The sequence below is a fragment of the Nitrospira sp. NS4 genome (assembly GCF_049546785.1).
Classification (GTDB): Bacteria; Nitrospirota; Nitrospiria; order Nitrospirales; family Nitrospiraceae; genus Nitrospira_D.
In genome coordinates, this window is sequence record NZ_JBMWAN010000003.1 from 315346 (window position 1) to 340370 (window position 25025).

28 protein-coding genes are annotated in these 25025 nt (G+C 60.5%); 27 read left to right on the forward strand and 1 reads right to left on the reverse strand.

The window, feature by feature from the left end; all coding sequences use genetic code 11:
• Positions 1-30: 30 nt before the first annotated feature.
• From ftsW to ACO9S2_RS10280, 14 genes are all read left to right on the forward strand, one after another.
• A complete protein-coding gene (gene ftsW, locus ACO9S2_RS10215) occupies positions 31-1239 on the forward strand; it encodes a putative lipid II flippase FtsW (RefSeq protein ID WP_423721909.1) in 1209 nt (402 codons plus the stop codon).
• Positions 1236-2360: an undecaprenyldiphospho-muramoylpentapeptide beta-N-acetylglucosaminyltransferase gene (gene murG / locus ACO9S2_RS10220; protein ID WP_423721910.1), complete on the forward strand. Its 1125-nt coding sequence runs from the start codon at positions 1236-1238 to the stop codon at positions 2358-2360. The genes ftsW and murG overlap by 4 nt, the downstream gene beginning before the upstream one ends.
• Before the next feature lie 67 nt (positions 2361-2427).
• Positions 2428-3816, forward strand: coding sequence for a UDP-N-acetylmuramate--L-alanine ligase (gene murC / locus ACO9S2_RS10225; RefSeq protein ID WP_423721911.1), 1389 nt, complete (start codon positions 2428-2430; stop codon positions 3814-3816).
• Between the two features lie 4 nt (positions 3817-3820).
• Positions 3821-4762 carry a UDP-N-acetylmuramate dehydrogenase gene (gene murB, locus ACO9S2_RS10230; RefSeq protein ID WP_423721912.1) on the forward strand — a complete coding sequence of 314 codons (942 nt, stop codon included), beginning with the start codon at positions 3821-3823 and terminating at the stop codon, positions 4760-4762.
• A 103-nt stretch (positions 4763-4865) separates the two neighbouring features.
• Positions 4866-5852 carry a D-alanine--D-alanine ligase family protein gene (locus tag ACO9S2_RS10235; protein WP_423721913.1) on the forward strand — a complete coding sequence of 329 codons (987 nt, stop codon included), beginning with the start codon at positions 4866-4868 and terminating at the stop codon, positions 5850-5852.
• A gap of 17 nt (positions 5853-5869) precedes the next feature.
• Positions 5870-6730, forward strand: coding sequence for a cell division protein FtsQ/DivIB (locus ACO9S2_RS10240; protein WP_423721914.1), 861 nt, complete (start codon positions 5870-5872; stop codon positions 6728-6730).
• The gene (ftsA, locus tag ACO9S2_RS10245; RefSeq protein ID WP_423722493.1) at positions 6730-7968 is read left to right on the forward strand and encodes a cell division protein FtsA; all 1239 of its coding nucleotides are present in this window, start codon (positions 6730-6732) and stop codon (positions 7966-7968) included. The genes ACO9S2_RS10240 and ftsA overlap by 1 nt, the downstream gene beginning before the upstream one ends.
• Positions 7969-8021: 53 nt before the next feature.
• Positions 8022-9221, forward strand: coding sequence for a cell division protein FtsZ (gene ftsZ, locus ACO9S2_RS10250; RefSeq protein ID WP_423721915.1), 1200 nt, complete (start codon positions 8022-8024; stop codon positions 9219-9221).
• A 39-nt stretch (positions 9222-9260) separates the two neighbouring features.
• Positions 9261-10001 carry a peptidoglycan editing factor PgeF gene (pgeF, locus tag ACO9S2_RS10255; protein ID WP_423721916.1) on the forward strand — a complete coding sequence of 247 codons (741 nt, stop codon included), beginning with the start codon at positions 9261-9263 and terminating at the stop codon, positions 9999-10001.
• Between the two features lie 96 nt (positions 10002-10097).
• Positions 10098-10808, forward strand: coding sequence for a YggS family pyridoxal phosphate-dependent enzyme (locus ACO9S2_RS10260; RefSeq protein WP_423721917.1), 711 nt, complete (start codon positions 10098-10100; stop codon positions 10806-10808).
• Entirely contained in the window at positions 10801-11619 is an 819-nt protein-coding gene (gene proC / locus ACO9S2_RS10265; RefSeq protein ID WP_423721919.1) for a pyrroline-5-carboxylate reductase, read from the forward strand. The genes ACO9S2_RS10260 and proC overlap by 8 nt, the downstream gene beginning before the upstream one ends.
• Entirely contained in the window at positions 11619-11915 is a 297-nt protein-coding gene (locus tag ACO9S2_RS10270; protein ID WP_423721920.1) for a YggT family protein, read from the forward strand. Before proC ends, ACO9S2_RS10270 begins: the two co-directional genes overlap by 1 nt.
• Positions 11916-11936: 21 nt before the next feature.
• Entirely contained in the window at positions 11937-12449 is a 513-nt protein-coding gene (locus tag ACO9S2_RS10275; protein ID WP_423721921.1) for a DivIVA domain-containing protein, read from the forward strand.
• 99 nt (positions 12450-12548) lie between these two features.
• Positions 12549-13685: a serine hydrolase domain-containing protein gene (locus ACO9S2_RS10280; RefSeq protein ID WP_423721923.1), complete on the forward strand. Its 1137-nt coding sequence runs from the start codon at positions 12549-12551 to the stop codon at positions 13683-13685.
• Here the strand turns inward: ACO9S2_RS10280 and ACO9S2_RS10285 are convergent.
• Entirely contained in the window at positions 13682-13999 is a 318-nt protein-coding gene (locus ACO9S2_RS10285; protein ID WP_423721924.1) for a hypothetical protein, read from the reverse strand. The genes ACO9S2_RS10280 and ACO9S2_RS10285 overlap by 4 nt on opposite strands.
• 144 nt (positions 14000-14143) lie before the next feature.
• Here ACO9S2_RS10285 and ACO9S2_RS10290 point away from each other — a divergent pair, with 144 nt between their 5' ends.
• From ACO9S2_RS10290 to rpmF, 13 genes are all read left to right on the forward strand, one after another.
• The gene (locus ACO9S2_RS10290; RefSeq protein WP_423721925.1) at positions 14144-14686 is read left to right on the forward strand and encodes a CDP-alcohol phosphatidyltransferase family protein; all 543 of its coding nucleotides are present in this window, start codon (positions 14144-14146) and stop codon (positions 14684-14686) included.
• Between the two features lie 155 nt (positions 14687-14841).
• Positions 14842-16056 carry a type II secretion system F family protein gene (locus ACO9S2_RS10295; RefSeq protein ID WP_423721926.1) on the forward strand — a complete coding sequence of 405 codons (1215 nt, stop codon included), beginning with the start codon at positions 14842-14844 and terminating at the stop codon, positions 16054-16056.
• Positions 16057-16252: 196 nt separating this feature from the next.
• On the forward strand, positions 16253-17944 hold the full coding sequence (locus ACO9S2_RS10300) for a two-component system sensor histidine kinase NtrB (RefSeq protein WP_423721927.1): 1692 nt from the start codon (positions 16253-16255) through the stop codon (positions 17942-17944).
• Positions 17929-19311, forward strand: a complete 1383-nt coding sequence (locus ACO9S2_RS10305; protein ID WP_423721928.1) for a sigma-54-dependent transcriptional regulator — start codon at positions 17929-17931, stop codon at positions 19309-19311. The genes ACO9S2_RS10300 and ACO9S2_RS10305 overlap by 16 nt, the downstream gene beginning before the upstream one ends.
• Positions 19304-20227 (forward strand): 4-(cytidine 5'-diphospho)-2-C-methyl-D-erythritol kinase, encoded by a 924-nt coding sequence (gene ispE, locus ACO9S2_RS10310; protein ID WP_423721929.1) that lies wholly within the window; start codon positions 19304-19306, stop codon positions 20225-20227. Before ACO9S2_RS10305 ends, ispE begins: the two co-directional genes overlap by 8 nt.
• A gap of 202 nt (positions 20228-20429) precedes the next feature.
• Positions 20430-21371, forward strand: a complete 942-nt coding sequence (locus ACO9S2_RS10315) for a ribose-phosphate diphosphokinase (protein WP_423721930.1) — start codon at positions 20430-20432, stop codon at positions 21369-21371.
• A 51-nt stretch (positions 21372-21422) separates the two neighbouring features.
• Positions 21423-22190: a 50S ribosomal protein L25 gene (locus ACO9S2_RS10320; RefSeq protein ID WP_423721931.1), complete on the forward strand. Its 768-nt coding sequence runs from the start codon at positions 21423-21425 to the stop codon at positions 22188-22190.
• 5 nt (positions 22191-22195) lie between these two features.
• On the forward strand, positions 22196-22783 hold the full coding sequence (gene pth / locus ACO9S2_RS10325) for an aminoacyl-tRNA hydrolase (protein WP_423721932.1): 588 nt from the start codon (positions 22196-22198) through the stop codon (positions 22781-22783).
• A 297-nt stretch (positions 22784-23080) separates the two neighbouring features.
• Positions 23081-23428, forward strand: coding sequence for a 30S ribosomal protein S6 (gene rpsF / locus ACO9S2_RS10330; RefSeq protein WP_423721933.1), 348 nt, complete (start codon positions 23081-23083; stop codon positions 23426-23428).
• The gene (locus ACO9S2_RS10335; RefSeq protein ID WP_423721934.1) at positions 23415-23819 is read left to right on the forward strand and encodes a single-stranded DNA-binding protein; all 405 of its coding nucleotides are present in this window, start codon (positions 23415-23417) and stop codon (positions 23817-23819) included. Before rpsF ends, ACO9S2_RS10335 begins: the two co-directional genes overlap by 14 nt.
• 23 nt (positions 23820-23842) lie before the next feature.
• Positions 23843-24118, forward strand: a complete 276-nt coding sequence (gene rpsR / locus ACO9S2_RS10340) for a 30S ribosomal protein S18 (RefSeq protein ID WP_423721935.1) — start codon at positions 23843-23845, stop codon at positions 24116-24118.
• Between the two features lie 23 nt (positions 24119-24141).
• Positions 24142-24768 carry a YceD family protein gene (locus ACO9S2_RS10345; RefSeq protein ID WP_423721936.1) on the forward strand — a complete coding sequence of 209 codons (627 nt, stop codon included), beginning with the start codon at positions 24142-24144 and terminating at the stop codon, positions 24766-24768.
• Between the two features lie 46 nt (positions 24769-24814).
• Entirely contained in the window at positions 24815-25000 is a 186-nt protein-coding gene (gene rpmF / locus ACO9S2_RS10350; RefSeq protein WP_053378488.1) for a 50S ribosomal protein L32, read from the forward strand.
• The last annotated feature ends 25 nt before the right edge of the window (positions 25001-25025 follow it).

The following is a 25025-nucleotide window of genomic DNA, read 5'->3' on the forward strand; positions in this document are numbered from 1 at the left end:
TGCAAGGCACAGGAGAATTGACACTGGACGATGTCACAGAGAGCCGCAGGGACGTTGGCATTGCCGTGGCCCGCCACGGGTCTTCGCGCCGCGAAGACCCGGGTGCCGATGGACCATACGCTGTTGATCGTGACGATCATCCTGGCCTTGGTCGGCCTGGTAATGGTCTTCAGCGCGAGCGCCGTGGTGGCGGGGAACCGCTTCCACGACTCCGGTTACTTCCTCAAGCGGCAGTTGGCGTGGCTGACATTCGGGCTTCTGCTGCTCCAGCTCGCATCGCGCATCGATTATATCTGGTGGAAGCGTCTGTCGATTCCCATGCTGGGATGCATGGGGCTGCTCCTGGTGATGGTCCTGATTCCCTCGTTGGGCGTGTCGGCGAAAGGGGCACGGCGCTGGTTGCGCCTCGGCCCGATTTCGATTCAGCCGGCCGAGATGGTCAAGCTGGTCGCGGTGATATATGTGGCGGCCTATCTGACGAAGAAGGAAGACCGGATCACAATCTTCTCCTCCGGCCTGGTGCCGGTGTTGGCCGTGATCGGAGTCCTGAGCGGACTGGTCCTGCTGGAGCCGGATCTTGGGACGGTCGTGGTGATCGGCCTGGTGACCGTGGGGCTGCTCTTTCTCGGAGGGGCGCAACTGAAGCATCTCCTGGGGCTGGGCTTGTGCGCAGCGCCGGTCGTTTTGGCGCTCGTCCTCGGCTCGAGCTACCGGCGCCAGCGGATGCTGACGTTCCTGGCTCCCTGGAAGGACGCGTCGGATGCCGGTTTTCAGATTACCCAGTCGTTCCTCGCCTTTGGCAGCGGCGGGCCGTTCGGAGTCGGGCTGGGCGAGGGCAAACAGAAGCTCTTCTTTCTTCCCGAAGCCCACACGGATTTCGTGCTGGCACTGGTGGGGGAAGAATTGGGACTGGTGGGGACCGCGGCGATCATCCTCCTCTTCGCGGTCTTCGTGGTGCGCGGATTTCAGATTGCGGCCAGGGCCAGGATGCCTTTCGGCCGGCATTTGGGGATGGGCATTACGTTGTTGATCGGGGTGCAGGCGCTGGTGAATGCGGGCGTGGTCACGGGCCTGCTGCCGACCAAGGGACTGACGCTGCCCTTCGTCAGTTACGGCGGTTCCTCGCTGATCATCTGCTTGATCGGAGTCGGCATTCTGCTGAACATTTCACGGGATCGCCAAGCCGGGCGGGAAGAGAGCGGAGCGCGAACAGGTCGCGGAAGGTCCGGTCGCCGATGACGATCGTGATTGCCGCGGGAGGCACAGGGGGACACTTGTATCCGGCTGTCGCATTGGCCCGAGAGTTTCTGCGGCGCGACCCCTCGGCGAAGATCGTCTTCGTCGGCACGACGAAAGGGATCGAGTCCAAGGTGCTCGCCCACGAGAGATTTCCGCTTGAACTCATCACGGCAAAGCCGGTGATGGGAAAGGGCCTCGGAGAAGCCCTGCGGGGACTGCTGTCGGTGCCGATCGGGATTTGGCAGTCCTGGCGGATTCTCGGCGCGCACAAAGCTGATCTCGTGATCGGCGTGGGCGGATACACCAGCCCCACCATGTTGGCCGCCGCCGCGCTCAGGGGTATCGCCAGGGTGATCCTGGAGCCGAACGCCTATCCCGGCATGGCGAACATTGCCGTCGGTCCATTGGCCCAGCGGGTGTTTCTGGCCTTCGACTCGGCCGCTGACAAGTTTGCTAAGAGCAAAGTGCGTGTGGTGGGGACGCCGATTCGCCAGGACTTTCTCCGCGACACGACTCGGCCGGAGCCATCGGCAACCGGGGACCCGCAACGGCTGTTGATTTTCGGCGGGAGCCAGGGAGCAAAGGCGATCAATAGCGCGGTCATCGATAGCCTGGCTCCGCTGATGCAGAAGCTGCCAAAGCTGTCCATCACGCACCAAACCGGTGAAGCCGATCATGCGCGGGTGGCCGAGGCCTATCGTCAAGCCGGGGTGCAGGCCGAGGTGGTGCCCTTCCTGTACGACATGCCGAGGGTGTTGCGGGGGGCCGACTTAGTGGTGGCGAGATCCGGGGCCATGACGATCGCGGAGCTGACGGCCTGCGGGAAGCCGGCGATCCTGATTCCGCTGCCGACCGCGATCTACAACCATCAGATGATGAACGCGCGCGCGATGGAAGCGGCGGGCGGGGCTGTCGTGCTCCCGCAGCCCGAGCTGACCGGGGCGCAGCTGGCCCGAACCATTGCCGATATTCTGCAGCAGCCGGACCGGCTGCGCAGGATGCAGGACAAGAGTCGGGGGATGAGGCGAATTGAGGCGGCGGAGACCATTGTCCGCGAATGCTATGCACTCATGGGGGTGAACCATGACCACAACCGGACTGTTGGAGCGGCAGGAGCCTAATGCGATCAGCACGCGTGAGCAGAGACCTCGGCCATCAACGGGCGCAACAGGATTGAGGCGGACCGTCATGTTTCGAAAAACACAACAGATCCATCTAGTCGGCATCGGCGGGTCGGGGATGAGCGGGATCGCGGAGGTGCTGCTCACGCTGGGCTACAAGGTCACCGGCTCCGATCTGCAAACATCCGAAACGACCAGGCGGCTGGAAGAACTCGGCGGCAAGATCTTTATCGGCCATCAGGAGGCGAATGTTGGGGAGGCGCAGGTGGTCGTCATTTCCTCCGCCGTGTCCGCGACCAACCCCGAGGTGCTCGCCGCCAAGGCCAAACAAGTGCCCGTGATTCCGCGCGCTGAAATGCTGGCCGAGCTGATGCGCTTGAAATTCGGCGTGGCGATTGCGGGAGCCCATGGCAAGACGACGACCACCTCGATGGTGGCCAACGTGCTGGCGTCGGGCGGGCTGGATCCGACGATGGTGATCGGCGGCAAGGTCAACGCGCTCGGCAGCCATGCCCGGCTCGGCCGGGGAGAATTGCTGGTGGCCGAAGCGGACGAGAGCGACGGCTCGTTCCTCCGCCTCTCGCCGACCATTGTGGCGGTCACGAATCTGGATCGCGAGCATCTCGACCACTACGGGTCGATGGAAAAGATTTACGACAGTTTTCTGGAGTTCATCAACAAGATTCCCTTCTATGGGGTGGCGGTCTTGTGTTCCGATGACGAGCGGCTTCAGGCCCTGTTTCCGCGCATTGTGAAACGGTATTACACCTACGGATTGCAGGAGCGGGACGGGCTGGTGCCGGACTTTAAGGCGACGGACATCAGCCTCAAACAATGGGGGGCCGAGTTCCGTGCGCACTTCCGGGGGAAAAATCTCGGGCCTTTCCGGCTTGCCGTTCCCGGCATTCACAACGTCTCGAATGCGCTGGTCGCGATTGCGATCGGGATCGAGCTGGAGGTGCCGGTCGACTTGATTCGCAAGGGGTTGGCGGCATTCACCGGCGTGGAACGGCGGTTTCATCTGCGGGGAGAAGCGAACGACATCATGGTCGTGGACGACTACGGTCACCATCCCACCGAAGTCAAGGCGACGCTGGCCGCAGCCAAGCAGGGGTGGGATCGCCGCCTGGTGGTGCTCTTCCAGCCGCACCGGTATAGCCGGACGCGCGATCTGGTCAATGAGTTCGCTCACGCCTTCGATCACGCGGATCTTGTGTTTATGACGGAGATCTATGCGGCAGGCGAGCAGCCGATTCCCGGCGTGTCCGGCGCGCAGCTGGCCGAAGCCGTGAAACAAGCCGGCCATCAGGGTGTGACGTTCATCGAGAAGAAGGAGTCGTTGCCGGACCAGGTGCTGCCCCATTTGAAGCCCGGCGATCTGGTGGTGACGTTGGGTGCGGGAGATATCTGGAAGGCCGGGACTGGGTTGCTGGCCCGGTTGGCCCCCGGTTCGTAACACGATGGCTCGACAGGGTCGGACGCATGCACAGCCTCGTCGGACAAGCAATCAGCGCCGGTTGGCCGCGGCGGTCGCCGGTCTCAAAGGGACGGTGCAGTTCGATGCGCCACTCAAAGACTATACCTCGTTCCGCATCGGGGGGCCGGCCGATGTACTTGTGGAGCCGGCTGATATTGACGATGTGGTGTGCCTCGTCCGGCAAACCAGGGCGCAGAAGCTTCCGCTCTTCGTGGTGGGAGGGACCAACCTCCTCATCCGGGACAAGGGCATCCGGGGGGTGGTGGTCAGCCTCGGGAGACTGCGCGCGATTAAAGAGGAGCCGGGGGCGGTCTTGTATGCCGAAGGCGGGGTGGGGATGCCGACGCTCATCGGGTATGCCATCCGCCATTCGCTGGCGGGGTTGGAATGGGCGGCCGGTATTCCGGGAACAGTCGCTGGGTGCGTGGTCATGAATGCCGGGACCAGGCTGGGCGAAATGAAAGATTCAGTGAAAGCTGTGCGGCTCGTCAATATGCAGGGCGAGATCGTAGACCTGCCGGTCTCCGAGATCCCCTTTGCCTATCGGCGAGCGACGCTTCCGCCAGGGATTGTGGTGGGTGTGTGGCTGCAACTGAAGGCGGGCGTGCGAGCGGAGATCGAGAAAGTCGTGAAAGACTATCTGCACTATCGCCGCGACACGCAGCCGCTGACGCTGCCGAGTGCCGGCTGTGTGTTCAAGAATCCTCCGAAGGACTCGGCGGGACGTGTCATTGATTCGGCCGGACTCAAAGGCGCGCAGGTCGGCGATGCGCAGGTGTCGGACAAGCATGCGAACTTTATCGTGAACCGGGGGCAGGCGAGCGCGAAGGATGTGCTGGCGCTGATCCGGAAGGTGCGTGCGGCGGTAACTCGGAAGACAGGCGTGAAGCTGGAACTGGAACTCAAGGTCGTCGGACAGGCTTAACGGATGTGACGGGTGACGTGTGATGCGTGATGGGCAGGTTGCCGGAATGAATCGACGTTCGACGCAGCACTCGTCACGGATCACCGATCACGAGGAATAACTTATGGCGCAGACTGGTCGGTTAACACAGAAGCGGATAGGCGTCTTGATGGGCGGGCAATCGTCCGAGCGCGAGGTGTCGCTGCGTACCGGGCAGGCGGTGCATCAATCGCTGCTGCGCCGGGGGTATCAGGCGGTGGCCATCGACGTCGGTCCGCATCTGTTCCGGGATCTCACGGAGCACAAGATCCAGATCGCCTTTCTGGCGCTGCACGGTCCGGGAGGAGAAGACGGCACCATTCAGGGATTTCTGGAGACGCTCGGGATCCCCTATACGGGGTCCGGCGTCCAGGCGAGCGCGGTCGGCATGCACAAAGTCACGACGAAAATCCTGGCCGCGTCGCAGGGGGTTCCCGTGCCGGGCGGTACGGCGGTGCGCCGGGGTGAACAGCCCTCACTGGCGATGGCGCTGAAAGCGGCGAAGCTGAAGCTGCCGGTGGTGGTGAAGCCGGCCTCGCAGGGATCCACGATCGGCGTCACGATCGTGCGCAAGCCGGCGCAATGGAAACCGGCGCTCGCGCTGGCCCATCGCTATGATCCGGACGCGATGGTGGAAGCCTATATCCCGGGTCATGAAATCACGGTGTCGATCCTCGGCGGACCGGAGGGACAGGTGGCGGTGTTGCCTGCGGTGGAAATCGTCGCCCCGGACGGGTTCTACGATTTTTCCGCAAAGTATCAAAAAGGGAAAACGCAGTATCTCTGTCCGGCTCCGCTCCCGGCCAGGATTGCCAAGCAGGTTGCCGAACTCGGACAGAGGACGTACGAAGCATTGGGGTGCGAAGGGGCGGCGCGGGTGGACTTTCGTATTACGCCTCGCGGCAAACCCTATATGTTGGAGATCAACACGGTGCCTGGCATGACGGAGACGAGTCTGTTGCCGATGGCTGCAGGGCAAGCGGGACTGAACTATGACGCCTTGGTCGAACGTATCCTGCAATCGGCGCTCGACCGCGCGGCGCGGATGAGCGGCGGGACTCAAGAGGTATGAATATGAGGCGGTGGGCGGTGAGACGACAACAGCCGCATGGGCCGGCGGGACTGCGGCAGAATCAGTGGAAAGGTGAGCGTGCGGAGTCCGCTGCAAAACAGGAGCGGGTGGCACGCCGCGCTCAAGCCTGGGCAAAAGGCCGGACACTGCTTCGCCGGGGTGCTATCGCGGCCGGCGCGGGGCTGGCAGGATGGGCCATCGTGGCCGGTCTGAACTATGCGGGCCCGATGATGCAGCGGTGGCTGGAAGTCAAAACGGTGACGGTCGAGGGGCTGCATCGTATCCCCCGGCAGCAAGTGTTGGCGCAGGTGGATCTTCAGCCGGGTACGCCGCTTCACCACGTCGTGACGGAGAAGATCAAGGAACGAGTGGAGTTGCATCCCTGGGTCAAGGAAGCGGACGTGACGCGTGTCCCGTTTCATGAACTCCGTATCTCCGTCGTCGAGCGGACGCCGGCGGCCGTGATTCACTCCGGGACTGAAAATTATCTGAGCGACGACGAAGGGCATGTGCTGGCGAAACTGGGGCAGGAAGACGAGGGCGCCCTGCCGATGGTGACCGGCATTGATCCGAAGGGGCTGGCGCAGGGTGATGCCGCGGTGCGGCATGCGGTGAAGTCCGGGATCGAACTGGCCAAATTGGTGGGGAATACGCTTGACGGCCGGCTGCAAGTCAACGCCGCCAATCCGGCGAATCTGGTGGCCTCTGTCCGGGGGGTTCAGTTTCAATTCGGCCAGGACGCTCTCAGCGATCAATGGGAGCGGTTTCGGCGGGTCAAGCCGTCGTTGAAGACGCTGACCTTTGACGGGCAGAGCCATGGCGCCAACGAAGTCGATCTGCGCTATGAAAATCGAGTGATTGTGCGGGAAAGGGGGTGATCGCGGTGTCGAAACGGGATCAAATCCTTGTCGGGCTGGATATCGGGACAACCAAGATTTGCGCCATCGTCGCTGAAGTGACGGATGCCGGAGCGCTGAACATCATCGGGGTGGGATCGAGCCCGTCCCGCGGCTTGCGCAAAGGGGTCGTCGTCGATATCGAGAGCACAGTGGAGTCGATTAAGAAGGCGGTGGAAGAGGCCGAACTCATGGCGGCGGTGCAGATCAACTCAGTGTATACGGGGATCGCCGGCAGCCACATCTCCGCAGAGAATTGCAAAGGGGTGGTGGCGCTGAAGAAGAGCGAGGTCACGCGCGAAGATATCCATCGGGCGATCGAGAGCGCGCGGACGCTGGCGGTGATTCCGCATGAGCGGCGCATCCTGCATGTGTTGCCGAGGGAATTCATGGTGGACGGGCAGGAAGGCGTGCGCGAGCCGCTGGGCCTCTCCGGGAACCGGCTCGAAGTCAACGTGCACGTGATCACCGGCGCGGTGACGTCCGCGCAGAACATTATCAAGAGCGTAAACCGCGCGGGGCTCGATGTGGTGGACATCATTCTGCAGCCCCTGGCCTCCAGCGAGGCGGTGCTCAGCCAGGAAGAGCGCGACCTGGGGGTGGCGATGGTGGATCTGGGCGGCGGCACAACCGATCTGGCCATCTTCCTCGACGGGAGCATCCGCCATTCGGCGGTGCTGCCGATCGGCGGACAGAACCTCACGAAGGATCTGGCGATCGGGCTCCTGACCTCGCAGACCGAAGCCGAGAAAATCAAAATGCAGCAGGGCATCGCCAGGACCGAGTTGATCACCGGGGATGCCATGGTCGAGGTGCCTTCGGTGGGCGATCGTCCGGCGCGGACCTTTTCTCGCCGGGACATCGCCGAGATTCTTGAGCCGCGCGTGGAGGAGATGTTCGACCTGGTCCGCCGGGAGATCGCGCGCGCCGGGTATGAAGGGATGCTGGGCGCGGGCGTGGTGATTACGGGGGGCACGTCGTTGCTCGAGGGGATGCCGGATGCGGCGGAGAAAGTGTTGAACCTGCCGGCCCGGCGGGGGACGCCGTCCGGTGTCGGCGGACTGCGGGATATTGTGACGCATCCCAGTTATGCGACGGGTGTGGGGCTGCTATTGCACGCCCGCCGTCATGCGGAAGAATTGGAAACGGCCGGCCTGCGCAACGGCGGTCCATGGACCAAGGTGGTGGGGTGGACGAAACGGGTGTTCGAGGTGTTTTAGGTTTCGCGCGCGGCATGGGGCCGCTCAGCGATCAGATGTGAGGAGGTGCCGCCATGTTCTCATTCCAGGAAGATGTGCTGTTGCCGGTCCGGATCAAGGTGATCGGAGTCGGCGGAGGGGGTTGCAACGCGGTCAACACGATGATCAGTTCGGGACTGGCCCGGGTGGATTTCATCGCGGCCAACACGGACCTGCAGGCGCTCGACCGGTCGATGGCGCCTTATAAGATCCAGTTGGGGCCGGAGCGGACGCGGGGATTGGGCGCGGGCGCGAAGCCGGAAATCGGGAAAGATGCGGCGCTCGAGAGCAAAGACCATATCCGTGAATGCCTGGAAGGCGCGGACATGGTGTTCGTGACGGCCGGCATGGGCGGCGGCACCGGCACCGGCGCCGCGCCGATCGTGGCGAGCATTGCGCGGGAACAGGGCATCCTGACCGTCGGCGTGGTCACGAAGCCGTTTCAATACGAAGGCCAGCGGCGTCACAAGCATGCGGAGGAGGGGATTCGCGATCTCCGCCGTCATGTCGATACGCTCCTGGTGATTCCGAATCAGCGGCTGCTCGGCATCGTCGATAAGTCGACGCCGCTGCTCGAAGCGTTCAAAGTGGCCGACGATGTCTTGCGGCAGGCGATCCAGGGGATTGCCGATGTGATTACGACGACCGGCCATGTCAACGTCGACTTTGCCGACGTGCGCACGGTCATGTCGCATACGGGTCGGGCGGTGATGGGAATGGGGATTGCGCGCGGGACGAATCGCGCGATCGAAGCGGCGCAAAAAGCCATCTGCAGTCCCTTGCTTGAAGAAGGCACGGTGCAGGGGGCGCGCGGGGTGTTGCTGAATATCACGGGCGGTCCGAACATGTCGCTGCACGAAATTGAAGAGGCGGCGTCGATTATCCAGCAGACGGCCGATGCCGAGGCGAACATCATCGTCGGTCAGGTGATCAACCCGGATATGGGCGACGATCTGGTGGTGACGGTGATCGCCACGGGCTTTGAAACCGAGGAAGAGATGGCGGCGATGGCGATCAGCCCGGAACGAGTGGCGGTTCGGACTCCCAAGCCCGTTCAACCAGTCTTGACTGGTGTGGGTGTCGGGGCAGCGGCTGCGGCCGAGCGTCCGATGAAAGACCTTGATCGTCCGACCTATCTTCGCCGGCTGGCCGAATCCCGGGAAGCCATCGATCGTGCGCTGGTGGCCGAGGATGAATGGGATGTGCCGACATTTCTCCGGAAGCAGGCGGACTAACGGGACCGTTGTGCGGTTCGGAGGACCACGGAGCCTCGTATGGTGAATGCGCCTGTCATTACGGTGCCTGCATTTGCGCCGGCTCGGAGCGGCGTCAGGCATTTTTTCGGAACGCGGCGTCACGCGTCGGCGCTGCGCCTGGGGACAGGGATGCCCGTGCGCGCAACGGGAGGCCGCGCGCGCGCGTCGTGGCTGCTGTCCGTGAAGCAAGTGCATGGGACCGACGCGCTGGTGGTGGACCGTCCGCTGGCCGAAGCGGATCGCTTTGAAGGCGGCTGGGATGCCTTGGTGACGGACCAGCCCGGGACAATGGTGGCGGTCCGAACGGCGGACTGTGTGCCGGTCCTGGTCCATGATGCCCGGCGGCGGGTCGTGGCGGCGATTCACGCCGGCTGGCGCGGGGCGGTGGCCGGGATTGTGCCGAAAACACTCGAGCTGATGCGGGCGCGATTCAACGCGGATCCGGACTCGTTGCATGTCAGCATCGGACCCTCGGCCGGTGTGTGCTGTTATGAGGTGGATGAGCCGGTCCTCGATCAGGTGCGAGAGCGGTTCCCCTGGTGGGAGGCCGTGCTGCGCGACCATCGCGAGCGCACCGCACACCTCGATCTGAAGGCGTTGATCAGGCGGCAGGTGCAGGACTACGGGATTGACCCCGAGCGCGTGACGAGCGTGAATTTGTGCACGATCTGCCATGAGGATTTGTTTTTCTCGTATCGCCGGGAAGGGAAAGTGCTGGGGACGATGGTGAGCGCCGTTGGATTGGCGCCGATTCGCTAGCGGCACGAAGCCCCTGCCAATTCCCCGGGCCTTCCGTTAGAATGGCGGCAGCGGACAAGATGGTCGGGCTATGGATGGTACGGTATCACGGGGACCATGGAGCCGGAGAACGCGGATTCCGTTGGCGAGCGTGTGCGGCTGGTACTTGGGAACATCCGTCACGCGGCGGAGCGAGCCGGACGGCTTCCGGAGAGTGTCCGGCTCGTCGCGGCCACCAAAACGGTTTCTGTGGAGCGGATTCAGGAAGGGATTGCCGCGGGGCTCTGTCTCCTGGGTGAAAACCGGATGCAGGAAGCTCTGGCGAAGATGGAGCGTCTGCGAGACGCGTCTGTGCGGTGGCACTTTATCGGCCAACTGCAGCGCCGCAAGGTGCGATCGGTCATCGGTCTCTTTGATGTCATTCATTCCGTGGATTCTGTCGAGCTGGCGCAGGAAATCGATCGGCGCGCGGGTCAGGCAGGCATCACGCAGGCGATTCTCTTGGAAGTCAACATGGGTGGCGAAGCAACCAAAGCGGGTTTTCATCCCGATGAGATTGTCGACCAGATCCCGACGCTGGGCGCCATGCCTCATCTCCGGATACAAGGGTTGATGACGATTCCTCCCCCGACCCCTGAGCCTGAGCAGGCGCGTTCCTATTTCCGCGGTTTGCGGGAACTGGCGGGCCGGATCGCCGATCAACGAGTCGCCGCTGTGACGATGCAGGAACTTTCTATGGGCATGTCGCACGATTACGAGGTCGCCATTGAAGAGGGGGCGACGCTCGTTCGCGTCGGAACGGCGATTTTTGGTGCGCGGCATGTCTAAGGGAACGCTCACGCAGAAACTGGCCTTTGTGGGCGGCGGCCAGATGGCCGAAGCTTTGGTCGGCGGATTGATCGCGGCGAACCTCTGTGTTCCCGAGCAGATCTGGGCCACGGATCCGGTTGCCGACCGGCTCGATGTGCTCAAGCGCCAGTATGGGATTCGTGTGGGGCAGTCCAATCGGGACGCGCTGTTGTGGGCCGATATTGTGGTGCTTGCGGTGAAGCCGCAGGTCCTTGATGCAGTGTTGAAAGACGCTCCGGTTGAGATTCAGAAGACGCTTGTGCTGTCCGTGGCGGCCGGGATTCCCATCCGCAGTATCGCGGAGAAGTGCGGGGCCGGAACCAAGGTTATCCGGGCGATGCCGAACACCCCAGCCATGGTTCGCGAGGGGATGACCGCCCTGGCAATCGGAGCCGGCGTGTCGGATGCCGAGGCGGCTACCGCGCGAATGATCTTCGAGTCGGTCGGCAAGGTGATTGCGGTCGAAGAGCGGCTTATGGATGCGGTGACGGGGTTGAGCGGCAGCGGACCGGCGTATGTTTTTCTCGCGATCGAGGCGCTGGCGGATGGCGGCGTGAAAATGGGGCTTCCCCGGGGAACCGCGGAACTCCTGGCCGCGCAGACCGTCCTGGGCGCGGCCAAGATGGTGCTGGAAACCGGTGAACACCCGGCCAGACTCAAAGATCGTGTGGCCTCCCCGGGAGGAACGACGATTGCCGGATTGCATCGGCTGGAGGCGGGTGGATTGCGCGCGACGCTCATCGATGCGGTTGAAACGGCGACCAAGCGGTCGCAGGAGTTGGGACGCTGATGTTTGTGCTTCGCAATGTGTTGCTCGGAGCGGCCACGGTCCTCGACTATGTCCTCTGGTTGTACATGTGGATTATTATCGCGCGGGCGTTGATTTCGTGGGTCAACCCCGATCCGTGGAACCCGATTGTCCAATTCTTAAGTCGGGCGACGGAGCCGGTGCTGGAGCCGATCCGACGCTGGATAGGCTGGCGGATGGGCATCGATCTGTCGCCGATCATCGCGATTCTGCTGTTGACGTTTCTCCAGTTTGCGGTCGTGCAGTCGCTGAAAGATCTCGCGTTGCAGATGAATTGATTCAACGAATGGGGGGGCGCCATGCATCTCACACCGCTCGACATTCAGCAGATGGTCTTCCGGACGAAGTTTCGCGGCTATGACCGTGAGGAAGTGAACCGGTTTCTCGAAGAGCTCGCGCAGACCGTTGAGGCGCTCAACCGGGATAACGCACAGTTGCGGGAGCGGATGGCGATGGCCGAGCAGCAGGTATCCGAGTTGAAACGGACGGAAACCACGTTGACGAGCACGCTGGTGGCGGCGCAATCGCTGGCGGAGGATGTGAAACGAAGCGCCCAGCGCGAGGCGGAGTTGGTACTCAAAGAGGCGGAATTCAAAGCCGGCGAGATCCTCCGCCAGGCCCGCGTTGAATTGACCGACACGCAGCGGGATCTTTCGCAGTTACAGAAGCAGCGGTTTCTGATGCTGGAACGGATGCGCGCGACGCTCCATACCTTTGAGCGCATGCTTGATGTGGAGGCCGCCGAGGCCTACCAGGACAGCGCCGCGATGCCGGAAGAGAAGATGGAAGGGGAGTCGAGCCCCGCGAGGTAGCGGCCCTGCGAAGCTTCAGGCGCCCCGGTGTCCTTTTTCCGGATGCTGTGCGTGACGTGCCTTGCAGCGCCTCTCGCCCGAGTGAGTGATCTGCCCATCATGTCCGTTTCTCCAGCTATCCAAGCGGCCCTCGATCATGCCGTGAGCGACGGGGTCTTCCCCGGGGCCGTTCTCGCCGTACGTTCCGGCGGATCTCACGTTCAACTGGCCTGTGTGGGACGGTTGTCTGCTCTCGCTCCAGGCCAGGCGGTGACGCCCTCGACCGTCTATGATCTCGCCTCTTTGACGAAGCCGCTGGCGACGGTGACAGCGATAGCCCTATTGCTCCAGGAGGGGCACTGTCACCTCGAGGATCGCGTCGAAACCGTTCTCCCCGAATTAGCCGGCGCGCCAGTCGGAGAGGTGACGGTGTGGCATCTCCTGACGCACAGCTCCGGCTTGCCCGGGTGGCGCGGGTATTACGAGCGTCTCAGCGCAAATGCCGTTCTTCCGGTGACAGAGGGGGCGAGGACCGAGGCCAAGCAGAGCCTGCTGCGGCTGCTGCACGAGGAGCCCTTGATCTATGGGCGCGGGGAGCGGAGTCTCTATAGCGATTTGGGATTTATGGCATTGGGGCTTGTCGTCGAACGATCCAGCGGAATGACGTTGGACCGCTTTTTCAGCGAACGGATCGCCCGGCCGCCGGAAGCGGATCTGCTCAGATTTATCCCGCTGGAAGAAGCGGAACATGTCCGGCAGACCTCCGCTGTTGCGCACGGAGGGATCGCGCCCACAGAGGAGGATTCCTGGAGGGGACGGCTGCTCTGCGGAGAGGTGCACGATGAAAATGCGGCGTCATTGGGCGGAGTGGCCGGTCATGCCGGTCTGTTCGGAACGGCGGGATCTGTCTTGGCTGTGACGGGGAGTTGGCTTCGGGCGTATCGGGGCCATCCATCACTGCTTGATTCCGCGATTGTTCAGGAGTTCACGGCACGGCAACAGCGGATTCCCGGATCGAGTTGGGCTTTGGGGTGGGATACGCCGTCGTCTCCCTCTTCATCCGGGCAGTACTTCTCTTCGAATTCGTTCGGTCACCTCGGCTATACAGGGACCTCCATCTGGGTCGATCCGGACCGGGAATTGGAGGTAGTGTTGCTCTCGAATCGAGTGCACCCGACGAGGAAAAACGAACTCATCCGGGCGTTTCGCCCGATGATTCACGATCTTGTCTGGCGGGAGTGTGCCGGGAGTCGTTAGGCAGGATCGGCGTACTCGACCCACGTTTCCTTCTCGGCGAGATAGCGGGTCCCTTTGAAATTAGCCCTGGTGCGTATCCGCGAGAATCCCAGTCCCTGCAGCTTCTCGACGATATTGAGAACGGCTGCGCCGATTGTCGAATAGGAATCGCCCTGAACGGTGAGGGCTTCGTACATGACCTTCGCGGTATAGCCCGAGCCGGTACGATTCACTAATACGGCGCGGCTGAAATAGCGATCGCTCGGATCGACCCCTTCCAATTGATGCTTTTCGACCAGGCCTTCTTTCTTCAACATGAGGGGCAGCGCGCTCATCGGGTCCTCCACGGGTTCGGGTATGAGACGGAGGTCGAATTATAGGCGGCCCCGCGTTCGACTGCAACCGCGTTGACAAGCTGGAAACACCCTCACTAAGATGCCTCCCTGACCAGGCGAGAGGCAGGGACTCAGCGCGGTCTCATGAATATACCCAACAGTTTGACGATTCTGCGGATCTTATTAATCCCTGTCTATGTGGGCTTCATGACCTATGGGCGGTACGGCGCGGGGCTGGTGACGCTGCTCTGTGCCGGGATCACGGATGCGCTGGATGGATTGATCGCGCGCAAAACCAACCAGCGGACGAAACTCGGGGAAATTCTCGACCCGCTCGCCGATAAGCTTCTGCTGATATCGTCATTTCTCACGCTCGCCGTGCTTCATCTGGTTCCCTCGTGGGTGGTGATCGTCGTCGTCAGTCGGGACGTCATGTTGTTGCTCGGCACGGCGGTCGCGCATGTGACGAACTCATCCATCGACATTACGCCCACCTGGCTCGGGAAAGGCACCACCTTGTTTCAACTGGCGTATGTCGGCCTCGTGGGCTTCACGGTCTGGCACGGCTCCCAGCAGAGGTCCCTCTTTCCTCTGCTGCTCCTGATGGTGTCGTTCACGCTTGCCTCGGGCCTTCATTACCTCTATCGGGGCTATCGCCGCACTCAGGCGGCGGGTTCCTCCCACTAAGTGGCGTTCCGACCTGCCCCTTCCTGTCAGAGGCGCGTCCGTGTGCGCGCAGAAAACGCATTTATTTTGACAGGTTTTTGACCCCCCAGTAGACTCACCCGGTAGCAGCGCCGCTTTTTAACCGGCTCATCGAGCCCTAACAGGATGACACGCCCATGGCCACCTTTGCATATGTCGGAAGAAGCAAGTCGGGGGCAGTGAAGAAGGGTGAACTTGTCGCGAAGACCCGCGATGAGGCTGTCGACCAATTGCGCAAGCAAAGCGTCGTGGTGACAAGCCTGGAGGAGAAATCCGGGAAGGAAGGATTTACGCTGAGCCTCGGGTCCGGGCTGACGGACAAGGACTTGGTAGTATTTACGCGTCAATTCGGGACGATGATCAACGCCGGCTTACCGCTGATTCAATGCCTGGAGATTCTTTCCACGCAATCGGAAAATGCCGCGCTTCGGAAGGCGGTCGGGGAAATCAAAGTCCAAGTTGAAGGAGGCTCGACATTCTCGGATGCCCTGCGGAAACATCCGAAAATTTTTGACGACCTGTACATCAATATGGTGCATGCCGGCGAAGTTGGCGGCTTGCTGGATACAATTCTGGCGCGACTGTCCAAGCACATTGAAAAGGCCATGAAGCTCAAGGGCCAAATCAAGAGCGCGATGGTGTATCCCGCCGCCATCGTCGGCATTGCCACGATCGTGATTTCGGTGTTGATGATCTGGGTTATTCCGGTGTTCGAGAAGATGTTCAAGGACATGTCGGGCGGAAAGATGGCATTGCCGGGGCCGACACAACTGGTCATCGATATGAGCAACTTTTGCCAGTCCTATTGGTATGTGGTTCTGGGTGTGATCGTTGCCGCCGTGTTTGTATTCAAGAAGTATTACGCGACCACGAAAGGCCGGTATGCCGTTGACAAGTTTGTTTTAAAGCTGCCCGTGTTCGGGGACTTGATCAGAAAAGCCTCCGTCGCGAAGTTTACCCGCACGCTGGGCACCTTGATTACCAGCGGCGTGCCTCTCTTGGAAGCCTTATCGATCTGCGCAAAGACGTCCGGCAATAAGGTGATCGAGGGCACGCTCATGGAAGCGCGGGTCAGCATCAGCGGAGGGAAGACGATCTCGGAGCCTCTCGCCAAGAGCGAGGTATTTCCCAAAATGGTGACCCACATGATATCCGTCGGCGAGTCGACCGGCGCGCTCGACAACATGCTCGGAAAGATCGCTGATTTTTATGAGGATGAAGTGGATGAAGCGGTGACGAATCTGACGGCACTGTTGGAGCCTATGATGATGGTATTTCTCGGTGTGACCGTTGGTTTTATCGTGATCGCCATGTACCTGCCTATTTTCACAATGGCTTCGGCCATCGCATAGCGCGCGATGGTGTGACGACAGGCGGCCCGGAGAAGGCATTCTGATGTCCGGGTGAGGCTTGTCGGCGTTCGAGCCTGAGCCGCTCTTGGTGTTGCCCAGGCAGCTTGTCCAGAATGCCGAGGCCATGATTTCCGAGCGCCAGCCCACCGGACCGTGACGGAGTTGAGAGCTTGTTTGGCCCTATGTCGGAGTGCGAATGGGTGACGTGAGAGCAAGGATCCAGTGGCTTATCGGGCTACGGGTGCTCGTGGTGACCCTGCTCCTGGGCCTGTCGCTTACTTTCCAGGTCACGAATGGTGAGCGGGTGGAAACCTTCTATGCGCTCATCATTTTCACTTACGCGATAACAATTCCCTATGCCGTCGCGGTTAGAACCATCACGGGCTCCGAGGCCCTTGTCCGATTTGCCTGGGTGCAAATCGGAATCGATTTTCTGCTTGAAACCCTGCTCGTTGCGAGAACGGGAGGGGTGGAGAGTCCGTTTGCCGTTCTCTATGTCATTTCCATAACTCTCGCGAGCCTGGTGCCCCGTCGTCGTGTCGGGCTTTTGACGGCCAGCCTTTGCGTCATCCTTTTTGGCGTCCTGACCAATGTTCAACTCTATGGCTTTGCCGAAGTGTGGGGGTGGCTGCCACGGACGCGCCTCAGCGCTCCGGAAACGCTTCAGACATTCGGCGTTTACGGGCTAGCCTTTCTCGTGGTGGGCTTGCTGAGCGGCGCGCTGGTGGATCAACTCCAACAGGCCGATCATTCCTTGCGAGAAAAGGAGCAGGGACTCAGCCGGTTACAGGCCTTTCATGAGAATATCGTGTACAGCATCAGCAGCGGCGTGTTCACCACCGATGCAGGCGGGTGCATTACGTCATTTAATCCAGCGGCGCATGAAGCGACGGGCTACACGCTTGAACAGGTCCGGGGGCGTCGCTGGGAGGAAGTGTTCAATTGGCATCCCGATCGGCCGGCGGATGAGTCGGGCGAGGTGGATGCGCACCGGCGGTTCGAGGTCGAAAGTAAACGGGCTGACGGCAATCGTCTGATCCTCGGGATGACGCTCTCGCCGCTTCACGAGCAGGGGCAAGCCACGGGATTGGTCGGCGTCTTCAAGGATCTGACGCAAATACGGGACCTCGAAGAGGAAATGCGACGGAAAGAGTGGCTGGCCAGCCTGGGCGAGATGTCCGCCGGGATGGCGCACGAAATCCGTAATCCGTTGGGCGCTCTGGCCGGGGCGATGCAGATGTTGCGCAAGGACCTCCAGGGGGATGAAACGAGTCAACGGCTGATGGACATAGCCGTTCGGGAGGCCACCAGGCTGGACACGATCATCACCGCTTTTCTCCAATATGCCCGTCCGCCCGCTCTGAATTTGGTTGAGCATGATTTGAACAAAGTCCTTGCTGAGACCTTGGATCTGGCGCAGCATGAAGCCCGGGCCAGAAAACATATCAAGATCGTCACGGTTCTGGCGGCACACTCGTTGGACCGGCAGGTGGATCAGGACCAACTGAAGCAGGTGTTCTGGAATTTGGCGACGAATGCATTTGATGCGATGCCCAAAGGCGGGCAACTGACGATCGCCACCGGGTGCCGGCCGATCGATGTCGACGGCCGGAAGGGAGATGTCGTCGAAATCTCCTTTCAGGATACCGGGGAAGGCATTCCCAAAGCCAATCTCGACAAGATTTTTCTCCCCTTCTTTACAACCAAGAAGCACGGGTCGGGGTTGGGGTTGGCGGCGGTTCATCGGATCGTCGATCTGCATGGTGGATGGATCAAGGTGGAAAGCCGGGAGCGGGAAGGCTCTCGATTCGTCGTGTGCCTGCCGCACTCGGCGGAAGTCGGTGCGAGGCTCCGGCACGAAGGTAGGGAACCGTGGAAAAGATCTTAGTCGTCGATGACGAGCAGAGTTTGCGAGAGGTCTTGAGCATCATGCTCAAGCGGGCCGGGTATGCCGTGACCAGCGTGTCCGACGGTGAGGAGGCGATCGAGCAGCTCCAGAAAGAAATTTTCGATCTTGTCATTACCGATCTACGGATGCCTAAAGTCGACGGGATGGAGGTGCTCAAGGCGGTCAAGTCGGCTTCGCCGGAAACGGTGGTGTTGATTATCACCGCCTTTGCAACGGCCGATTCCGCAGTTGAAGCGATGAAGCAGGGTGCCTACGACTATTTGACGAAACCGTTTCAGGTCGATGAAGTACAGCTGATCATCCGCAACGCGCTCGAGAAGCGCCGGCTGACGACTGAAAACATTCTGCTGAAACGGGAGATGGCGAGTCAGTCGTCGTTCGCTCGGCTGGTCGGCCAAAGCGAAGCCATGCAGAAAGTGTTCGATATCGTCAGGAAAGTGGCAGACTCGAAAAGTAATGTCTTGATTTGCGGAGAAAGCGGAACCGGAAAAGAATTGGTGGCGCGGGCCATTCACTACAATAGCGCGCGAAGCGCCAGGTCTTTCGTTGCAGTCAATTGCAGTGCCGTGCCGGAGACGTTGTTGGAAAGCGAGCTCTTCGGCCATATGAAAGGGTCCTTCACCGGCGCCATTTCAAATAAAGCCGGGTTGTTCGAAGTGGCGGACGGTGGAACGATTTTTCTCGATGAGATCGGCGATACGACCCCGACGATTCAGGTGAAGCTCTTGCGGGTGATTCAGGAGCGTGAGTTTCGCCGGGTCGGCGGGAGTCAGGATGTGAAAGTGGATGTGCGGATTGTCGCCGCGACAAACAAAGATCTTGAAAAAGCCGTGGCCGACGGGTCGTTCCGGGAAGATCTCTATTATCGACTGGATGTGATCCCTATCCGCCTCCCGCCGCTTCGACTTCGATCAGGCGACATTCCCCTGTTGGTCAATCATTTCCTCGATCGGTTTTCAAAGGAGAGCGGAAAGCCCACACCCACTCTTACCCCGGAGGCAATGCATGCGCTTCTGGCACATGAGTGGCGGGGCAACGTTCGGGAATTGGAGAACCTAATCGAGCGGGTGGTGGCCTTTTCAACGGGGACTCCAGTCACTGAGCTGAATGTCCGCGAGTGGCTCCATCGGTCCGTGTCCCCGCAGTCGCAGGGTGTGCCGACCGAACTGCCGGAAGACGGGCTTGACCTGGAAGGGATGATGAACGGGATTGAAAGGGATTTGTTGCTCAAAGCGCTTGAGCGCTCGAAGTGGGTCAAGAAGAAGGCCGCCCGGTTGCTCCGGCTCAATGCACGTTCGTTCCGCTACCGGCTTGAGAAGTATGCTATAAAAGGAGGGCGTGACTAAGCGTGCTGCGGAATCAGTAGGTCGAGATCTGCCCGTGATCACCATTTTTGCCCCCGCCAAGGTCAATCTTATCCTTCGTGTTCTTGATCGTCGTCCTGACGGGTATCACAATCTCTGGTCCATTATGCAGACCGTGGGGCTGGAAGATGAAGTGTCGATCCGTGTGGCGCTTCATCGTTCGGAAATCCAGCTCGGATGTGATGATTCTTCGCTCCGCACGGATCCATCCAACCTGGTTTATCGTGCGGCTGCGGCGGTGCTGGAGCAATCCGGGAAATCCGTCGGGCTCGAGATTCACTTGACCAAGCGCATTCCGATGGGAGCCGGGTTGGGGGGAGGGAGCAGCGATGCCGCCGCAACCATCATCGGACTGAATCAGGTACTTCAGCTTGGCTGGTCGTCCGCGAGGATGGCGGAGGTCGGGCAAGCGCTGGGAAGTGACGTGCCATTTTTCCTGTATGCGCCCGCTGCGATCGTCGCCGGGCGAGGTGAGAAGGTGAGGCCCATTCAACTCACCGGCGGCCGGTGGCTCGTGCTGGTTAATCCGGGGTTCCCGGTTGAAACGAAATGGGCCTATCAGCAGCTTTCGATGACCAGGAAGGAGCTTGAACCGTTGTCGGAACGGCTTCGACGGTTGGAGGCCAGTTCTCAAATTGCATGGAGTGAGGTGGTGGAACTGGCCGGCAATGATTTCGAATCCCCTGTTTTTAGCGCCTATCCTGCCTTGCGGGAGATCAAAGAGGAATTGCTTGCCGAAGGGGCAGATATCGCACTGCTGTCCGGAAGCGGAGCTACAGTGTTTGGCGTGTTTCGCGATGAAGCCGGGGCCCAAAAGGCTGCCTCTTGCTTTCAGGATCGAACGGAGTTCAAAGCCTTCGCAGTGCGGGCCTGCACTGGTCCCGTGGCGCAGCGCTGAACCGTCCGTTGGTTTTCTGGGCAGTTTGGTTGACAAGGAGCAGCGCTTTCCGATAAATTCCCACCCTTGGTTGGCTTCCTCAGCAGCAAGTAGCGAACGAGGTGGCAGGACGGTGGCGGTCCTGCCGACGCCCGCCGTTAATGCGATTCGTGCCCGTTATCATGGGCTTGCAGGTAAATCTGAGTGAGTTGAGAGCCGGTGGATGAACAGAGAACTGAAAATATTCTCTGGCAACGCTAATCCTGCGCTTGCCAACGAGATTTGCCAGTATCTTGGGCAGAAGTTAGGAGCCGCGACTGTCTCCTCGTTCAGTGACGGGGAAATTCGTGTCAAGATCGACGAAAACGTCCGGGGCGCGGATGTGTTTGTCGTGCAGTCGACATGTCAGCCGGTCAACGATTCGTTGCTCGAATTGCTGATCCTCATCGATGCGTTGAAGCGTTCATCGGCCTATCGAATCACCGCCGTGATCCCATATTTCGGCTATGCGCGCCAGGATCGCAAAGATCAGCCTCGCGTGCCGATTTCAGCCAAGCTGATCGCAGATTTGATCAGCACAGCGGGGACTGATCGGGTGCTGACAATGGACCTCCATGCCGGCCAGATTCAAGGGTTTTTCAATGTGCCGGTGGATCACTTGTATGCCTTGCCCGTCTTACTGGACTACATTACCAAGAAGAAGCTCAGCGATCTCGTGGTGGTCTCGCCTGATGCCGGCGGCGTAGAGCGGGCCAGAGCGTTCGCCAAGCGCCTTCAAGCCAATTTGGCGATCATCGACAAGCGACGTGAGGGGCCGAACCAAGCGCAAATCATGAACATCATCGGCGATGTGCAGGGGAAGAGCGTGTTGCTGCTTGATGACATGATCGATACGGCAGGGACCATTGTGCAGGGCGCTCAGGCCTGCGCCGATAAGGGTGCCCGGGAAGTCTGGACCGCATGCACGCATGCCGTGTTGTCAGGCCCGGCCTTAGAACGCCTTCAGAAGTCCTGCCTCTCCCAGGTTGTCGTGACCAATACGATTCCGCTACGTGGGAAAGAGCAGACGTGTCCGAAGTTGCATCAGCTGTCCGTGGCACCGCTTTTGGGCGAGGCCATTCGGCGTATTCACGAAGACGAATCAGTCAGCTCATTATTTGCCTAGGCTCCCCCTGTAAGGGAGCCGGATCGACCGCAGGGGAGACGGAGGAGCATCATGAAATTCGAATTAGCAGTCACCGTTCGTGAACAGGCCGGGAAGGGTGCCGCGCGCCAACTGCGCCGTAGTGGTCAAGTGCCCGCGGTGTTGTATGGTCAGGGAGAGTGCGTGTTGTTGACCGTCAATCCTGACGAATTGGTCAAGATTCTTAAATCTCATGCCGGCGGATCGGCGCTGCTTGCATTGACGGTAAATGGAGCCAAGACAAAGCCGAATCGCAACGCATTGCTGCGTGATTACCAGGTCGATCCCATCACGGGCAGCATCCTGCATGCGGACCTGTTTGAAATTTCGATGGACAAGCCGATTCGAGTCAAGGTGCCGGTGCATGTGGTGGGTGCGGTGCCAGCCGGTGTGAAGGAAGGCGGTGTCTTGCATCACAATGTGCGTGAGCTGCACGTCGAATGTTTGCCGGCGGTCTTGCCGGATCAGATCGAAGTCGATGCGTCTTCCTTGGCCGTCGGCCAGGGTATCTACTTGAAAGACCTCGCCAAGCGTGAGGGAGTGCGGTTCCTGGATGATGCCGACCAGATGATTGTCAGCGTGGCGGCGCCGATTTCCGATGCCAAGCTGGAAGCTCTCTTGACGGCGGGCGCGGGCGGGCCGGCCGAGACGGAAGTTGCAGCCAAGGGGAAGGAAGCGGCTGAAGGGGCGGAGGCCGGGAAAGCCGGAGCTGGAGCGGCTGCGGGAGAAGCCAAGGGCGGGGAGAAGAAGGAAGCCGGCAAGGAAGCCCCGAAGGCTGAAAAGAAGGACGCGAAGAAGTAGTCACGGTGCGGCTCATCGTCGGGCTGGGCAATCCTGGTACGGCCTACGCTGGAACACGCCACAATGTCGGGATAGGAGTCATCGAGAGGGCCGCGGCTCGATGGGGCATTTCACTCACCAGGCGCGGCATCGCCCTTCGAGGGTCCGGACGGCTTGGCGCGGTTCGACTAGAGCTTGCCGGTACCCTCGACTGGATGAATCTGACAGGCCCGCCGATCAAGGGCCTGCTACGCGAATTCAAGCTCACCCCAGAAGACCTCATCCTTGTTCACGATGATCTTGATTTAGAGCTAGGACGCCTGCGGATTAAGCAAGGCGGCGGCCACGGCGGCCACAATGGGATTAAGTCGGTCATCGAGGCCTTGGGGACACCTGATTTTGTCAGGGTCAAGATTGGAATCGGTCGGCCTGCTCCAAGGCAGGATTCTGCCGACTATGTGCTGGAAGTATTCTCGAATGATGAAATTGAGGTCCTGACACCCTGTATCGAGCGTGCCGTGGATGCGTTGGAATGCCTGGCCCATCGAGGTGCGGCGGTTGCCATGAACCAGTTCAACGTCCGGGAGAAACCGACGGATGCGGATGCGCGATAGTGAGGTTGTGACTTTCGGGGCATCCTCGGGTTGTCGATTGCGGGCAAAATCTCATCACCCAGCGTCTAGTGCCGTCACGAGTCATCAGTTTACTCCGAGCAATATGAATAAGGCAGGTGCTGTGCACACAGTCTGCCCTAATTCCGCTGGATGGGATCTCCAGCTTTGGGTGTCGTAAGCCATTCATTTGACAGGTTCTTCAACGCTATGGTACCGTCACCCGTTCATCGCGCCAAATAGGCGCCCTACACCTTGCTCCCGACAGGTTCGGGGGCCTTTGTCCAGGAGGATCGCTGCATGGAGCTCTACGAGTCTCTGTTCATTATTCGTCCGTCCGTCTCCGACGAGGAGACCAAGGCGCTCATCGAGAAGATGAAGGGCGTTGCCGATAAGACCGGCGCGCAATTCATCAAGGCCGAAAATTGGGGTAAGAAGAAGCTCGCCTATGAGGTGCGGCGTGAGCGGAAGGGCACCTACGCCTACTTCTACTTCAAGGCGCCGAACAACACTGTCGGAGAATTGGAGCGGGCCTACCGGTTGGAAGACAACATCATCAAGTTCCTCACGATCCATCATGAAAAGGAACTGGTAGAGAGACGTCCGCTGGAGCCCACGGCTCAGGAGTCTGACGGTGGCCGGATTTAATAAAGTCATTCTCATGGGGAATCTCACCCGGAATCCCGAGTTGCGGTACACGCCGAACGGGACGCCGGTTGCGAGCTTCGGCCTGGCGGTGAGCCGCCGGTTCAAGCAGGGTGAGGATCTCAAGGAGGAAGTGTGTTTTGTCGATATCGTGGTGTTCGGCAAGCAGGCCGAGCACTGCGGGCAGTATTTAAGTAAAGGCAACGGGGCGATCATCGAGGGCCGCTTGCAACAGCGCCGTTGGGAAACGGAAGACGGCCAAAAGCGCAGCAAGCACGAAGTGGTCGCGCAGAGCGTGACGTTCATGCCCAAGCGGCAGGATGGCGGCGGGGCTGGAGGCGGCGAGGCGCCGGTCCACGATGATCCCAGCTATGAGTTCGACGAACAGGCATAATCGGGACGAATGAGGAGGCAGTGATGGAACGAAGCGGGAGTATGGGTGGCGGTGACCGGCGCGACAACGGTGGCGGAGGCGGGCGGTTGTTCCAGCGTCGGCGGCCTTGCCGGTTTTGTCTGGACAAGGCGCCGATCGATTTCAAGGATGCCGGTTTGCTGCGGAATTTTCTGACGGAACGGGGCCGTATTGTCCCGCGCCGGATTTCAGGAAACTGTATGGGCCATCAGCGTGAACTGACCGTGGCGATCAAGCGGGCCCGGCATATTGCGATCATCAGCTTTGCTGAGGAGAGATAGAGCGCGTGACGGAGCCCTGCGGCATGAAGGCGTGGGAGGATGGCGCATCGCCTGGAATCACGATGGATCTGCTCACACCAAATCTTGCAGACATTACGCCCGAAGGGTTGTCGCTGACAGGCGACGTCACCGGGGACGAGATCGGATTGACTCGCGAAGATACGATTCTGAGCGGGCCGCTGGCCGTCGGTTTGGACCTCACGAAGGTGGAGAATACCGTCTGCCTGACCGGGGTGGTCGAAGGCACCGCCGTACGGGAGTGTGTGCGATGCCTGAAGGATTTCGAGGAACCGGTCGCGTTTTCGCTGCGCGTGGTATTCGAGCCTGAACCCAAGGCCAAGCCCAAGGCGGGGCCTCCTGCGGCGAAGCGCGTTGATGCGCGAAAGAAACAGCCTGAGCCGGTTGAGGCGGAGGCTGAGGAGACGGCCGACGAGATTTATCACTATCAAGGCGATCATCTTGATCTGGCTCCGATGTTGCGCGAGCAAGTCATTCTCTCGGCGCCTATGCACCCCTTGTGCAAGGATGACTGCGCGGGGCTGTGTGCCCATTGCGGAAAAGATTTGAACGAAGGGCTCTGTCGGTGTCCGGTGGAGCCGGCGAGTAATCCGTTTCATGTGCTGCGGGGCTTGAAAACTGAACCGAAGTGACGCCGAGCCGAAGGCTCCGGCGTGTTGAACGTGGGAAGGAGTTGCCATGCCTAATCCGAAACATAAACATTCACGGGCCAGACGCGACAAGCGACGCACCCAGAAGCTGCGCATGACGCCCCCGGGCATGTCCGTGTGTCCACAGTGTCACGAGCTGAAGTTGCCGCATTACACCTGTTTGAACTGCGGGACCTACAAGGGCAAAGCCGTCATTCAGGTCGAAGAGTCGTAACCCGGATCGACGAGGAAGGGCCGCG

Excerpts from the sequence above, each read along its gene's own strand:
- ACO9S2_RS10320 (WP_423721931.1), top strand. The coding sequence starts at position 21,423 with ATGAAATTCGAATTAGCAGTCACCGTTCGTGAACAGGCCGGGAAGGGT.
- ACO9S2_RS10345 (WP_423721936.1), top strand. The coding sequence starts at position 24,142 with ATGAAGGCGTGGGAGGATGGCGCATCGCCTGGAATCACGATGGATCTG.
- ftsW (WP_423721909.1), top strand. The coding sequence starts at position 31 with ATGTCACAGAGAGCCGCAGGGACGTTGGCATTGCCGTGGCCCGCCACG.
- ACO9S2_RS10270 (WP_423721920.1), top strand. The coding sequence starts at position 11,619 with ATGTTTGTGCTTCGCAATGTGTTGCTCGGAGCGGCCACGGTCCTCGAC.
- ftsZ (WP_423721915.1), top strand. The coding sequence starts at position 8,022 with ATGTTCTCATTCCAGGAAGATGTGCTGTTGCCGGTCCGGATCAAGGTG.
- rpsF (WP_423721933.1), top strand. The coding sequence starts at position 23,081 with ATGGAGCTCTACGAGTCTCTGTTCATTATTCGTCCGTCCGTCTCCGAC.
- rpsR (WP_423721935.1), top strand. The coding sequence starts at position 23,843 with ATGGAACGAAGCGGGAGTATGGGTGGCGGTGACCGGCGCGACAACGGT.
- ACO9S2_RS10290 (WP_423721925.1), top strand. The coding sequence starts at position 14,144 with ATGAATATACCCAACAGTTTGACGATTCTGCGGATCTTATTAATCCCT.
- ACO9S2_RS10300 (WP_423721927.1), top strand. The coding sequence starts at position 16,253 with ATGGGTGACGTGAGAGCAAGGATCCAGTGGCTTATCGGGCTACGGGTG.
- proC (WP_423721919.1), top strand. The coding sequence starts at position 10,801 with ATGTCTAAGGGAACGCTCACGCAGAAACTGGCCTTTGTGGGCGGCGGC.
- murG (WP_423721910.1), top strand. The coding sequence starts at position 1,236 with ATGACGATCGTGATTGCCGCGGGAGGCACAGGGGGACACTTGTATCCG.
- ACO9S2_RS10260 (WP_423721917.1), top strand. The coding sequence starts at position 10,098 with ATGGAGCCGGAGAACGCGGATTCCGTTGGCGAGCGTGTGCGGCTGGTA.
- ACO9S2_RS10275 (WP_423721921.1), top strand. The coding sequence starts at position 11,937 with ATGCATCTCACACCGCTCGACATTCAGCAGATGGTCTTCCGGACGAAG.
- ACO9S2_RS10295 (WP_423721926.1), top strand. The coding sequence starts at position 14,842 with ATGGCCACCTTTGCATATGTCGGAAGAAGCAAGTCGGGGGCAGTGAAG.
- pgeF (WP_423721916.1), top strand. The coding sequence starts at position 9,261 with ATGGTGAATGCGCCTGTCATTACGGTGCCTGCATTTGCGCCGGCTCGG.
- ACO9S2_RS10285 (WP_423721924.1), bottom strand. The coding sequence starts at position 13,999 with ATGAGCGCGCTGCCCCTCATGTTGAAGAAAGAAGGCCTGGTCGAAAAG.
- ACO9S2_RS10280 (WP_423721923.1), top strand. The coding sequence starts at position 12,549 with ATGTCCGTTTCTCCAGCTATCCAAGCGGCCCTCGATCATGCCGTGAGC.
- rpmF (WP_053378488.1), top strand. The coding sequence starts at position 24,815 with ATGCCTAATCCGAAACATAAACATTCACGGGCCAGACGCGACAAGCGA.
- murB (WP_423721912.1), top strand. The coding sequence starts at position 3,821 with ATGGCTCGACAGGGTCGGACGCATGCACAGCCTCGTCGGACAAGCAAT.
- ACO9S2_RS10235 (WP_423721913.1), top strand. The coding sequence starts at position 4,866 with ATGGCGCAGACTGGTCGGTTAACACAGAAGCGGATAGGCGTCTTGATG.
- ACO9S2_RS10315 (WP_423721930.1), top strand. The coding sequence starts at position 20,430 with ATGAACAGAGAACTGAAAATATTCTCTGGCAACGCTAATCCTGCGCTT.
- murC (WP_423721911.1), top strand. The coding sequence starts at position 2,428 with ATGTTTCGAAAAACACAACAGATCCATCTAGTCGGCATCGGCGGGTCG.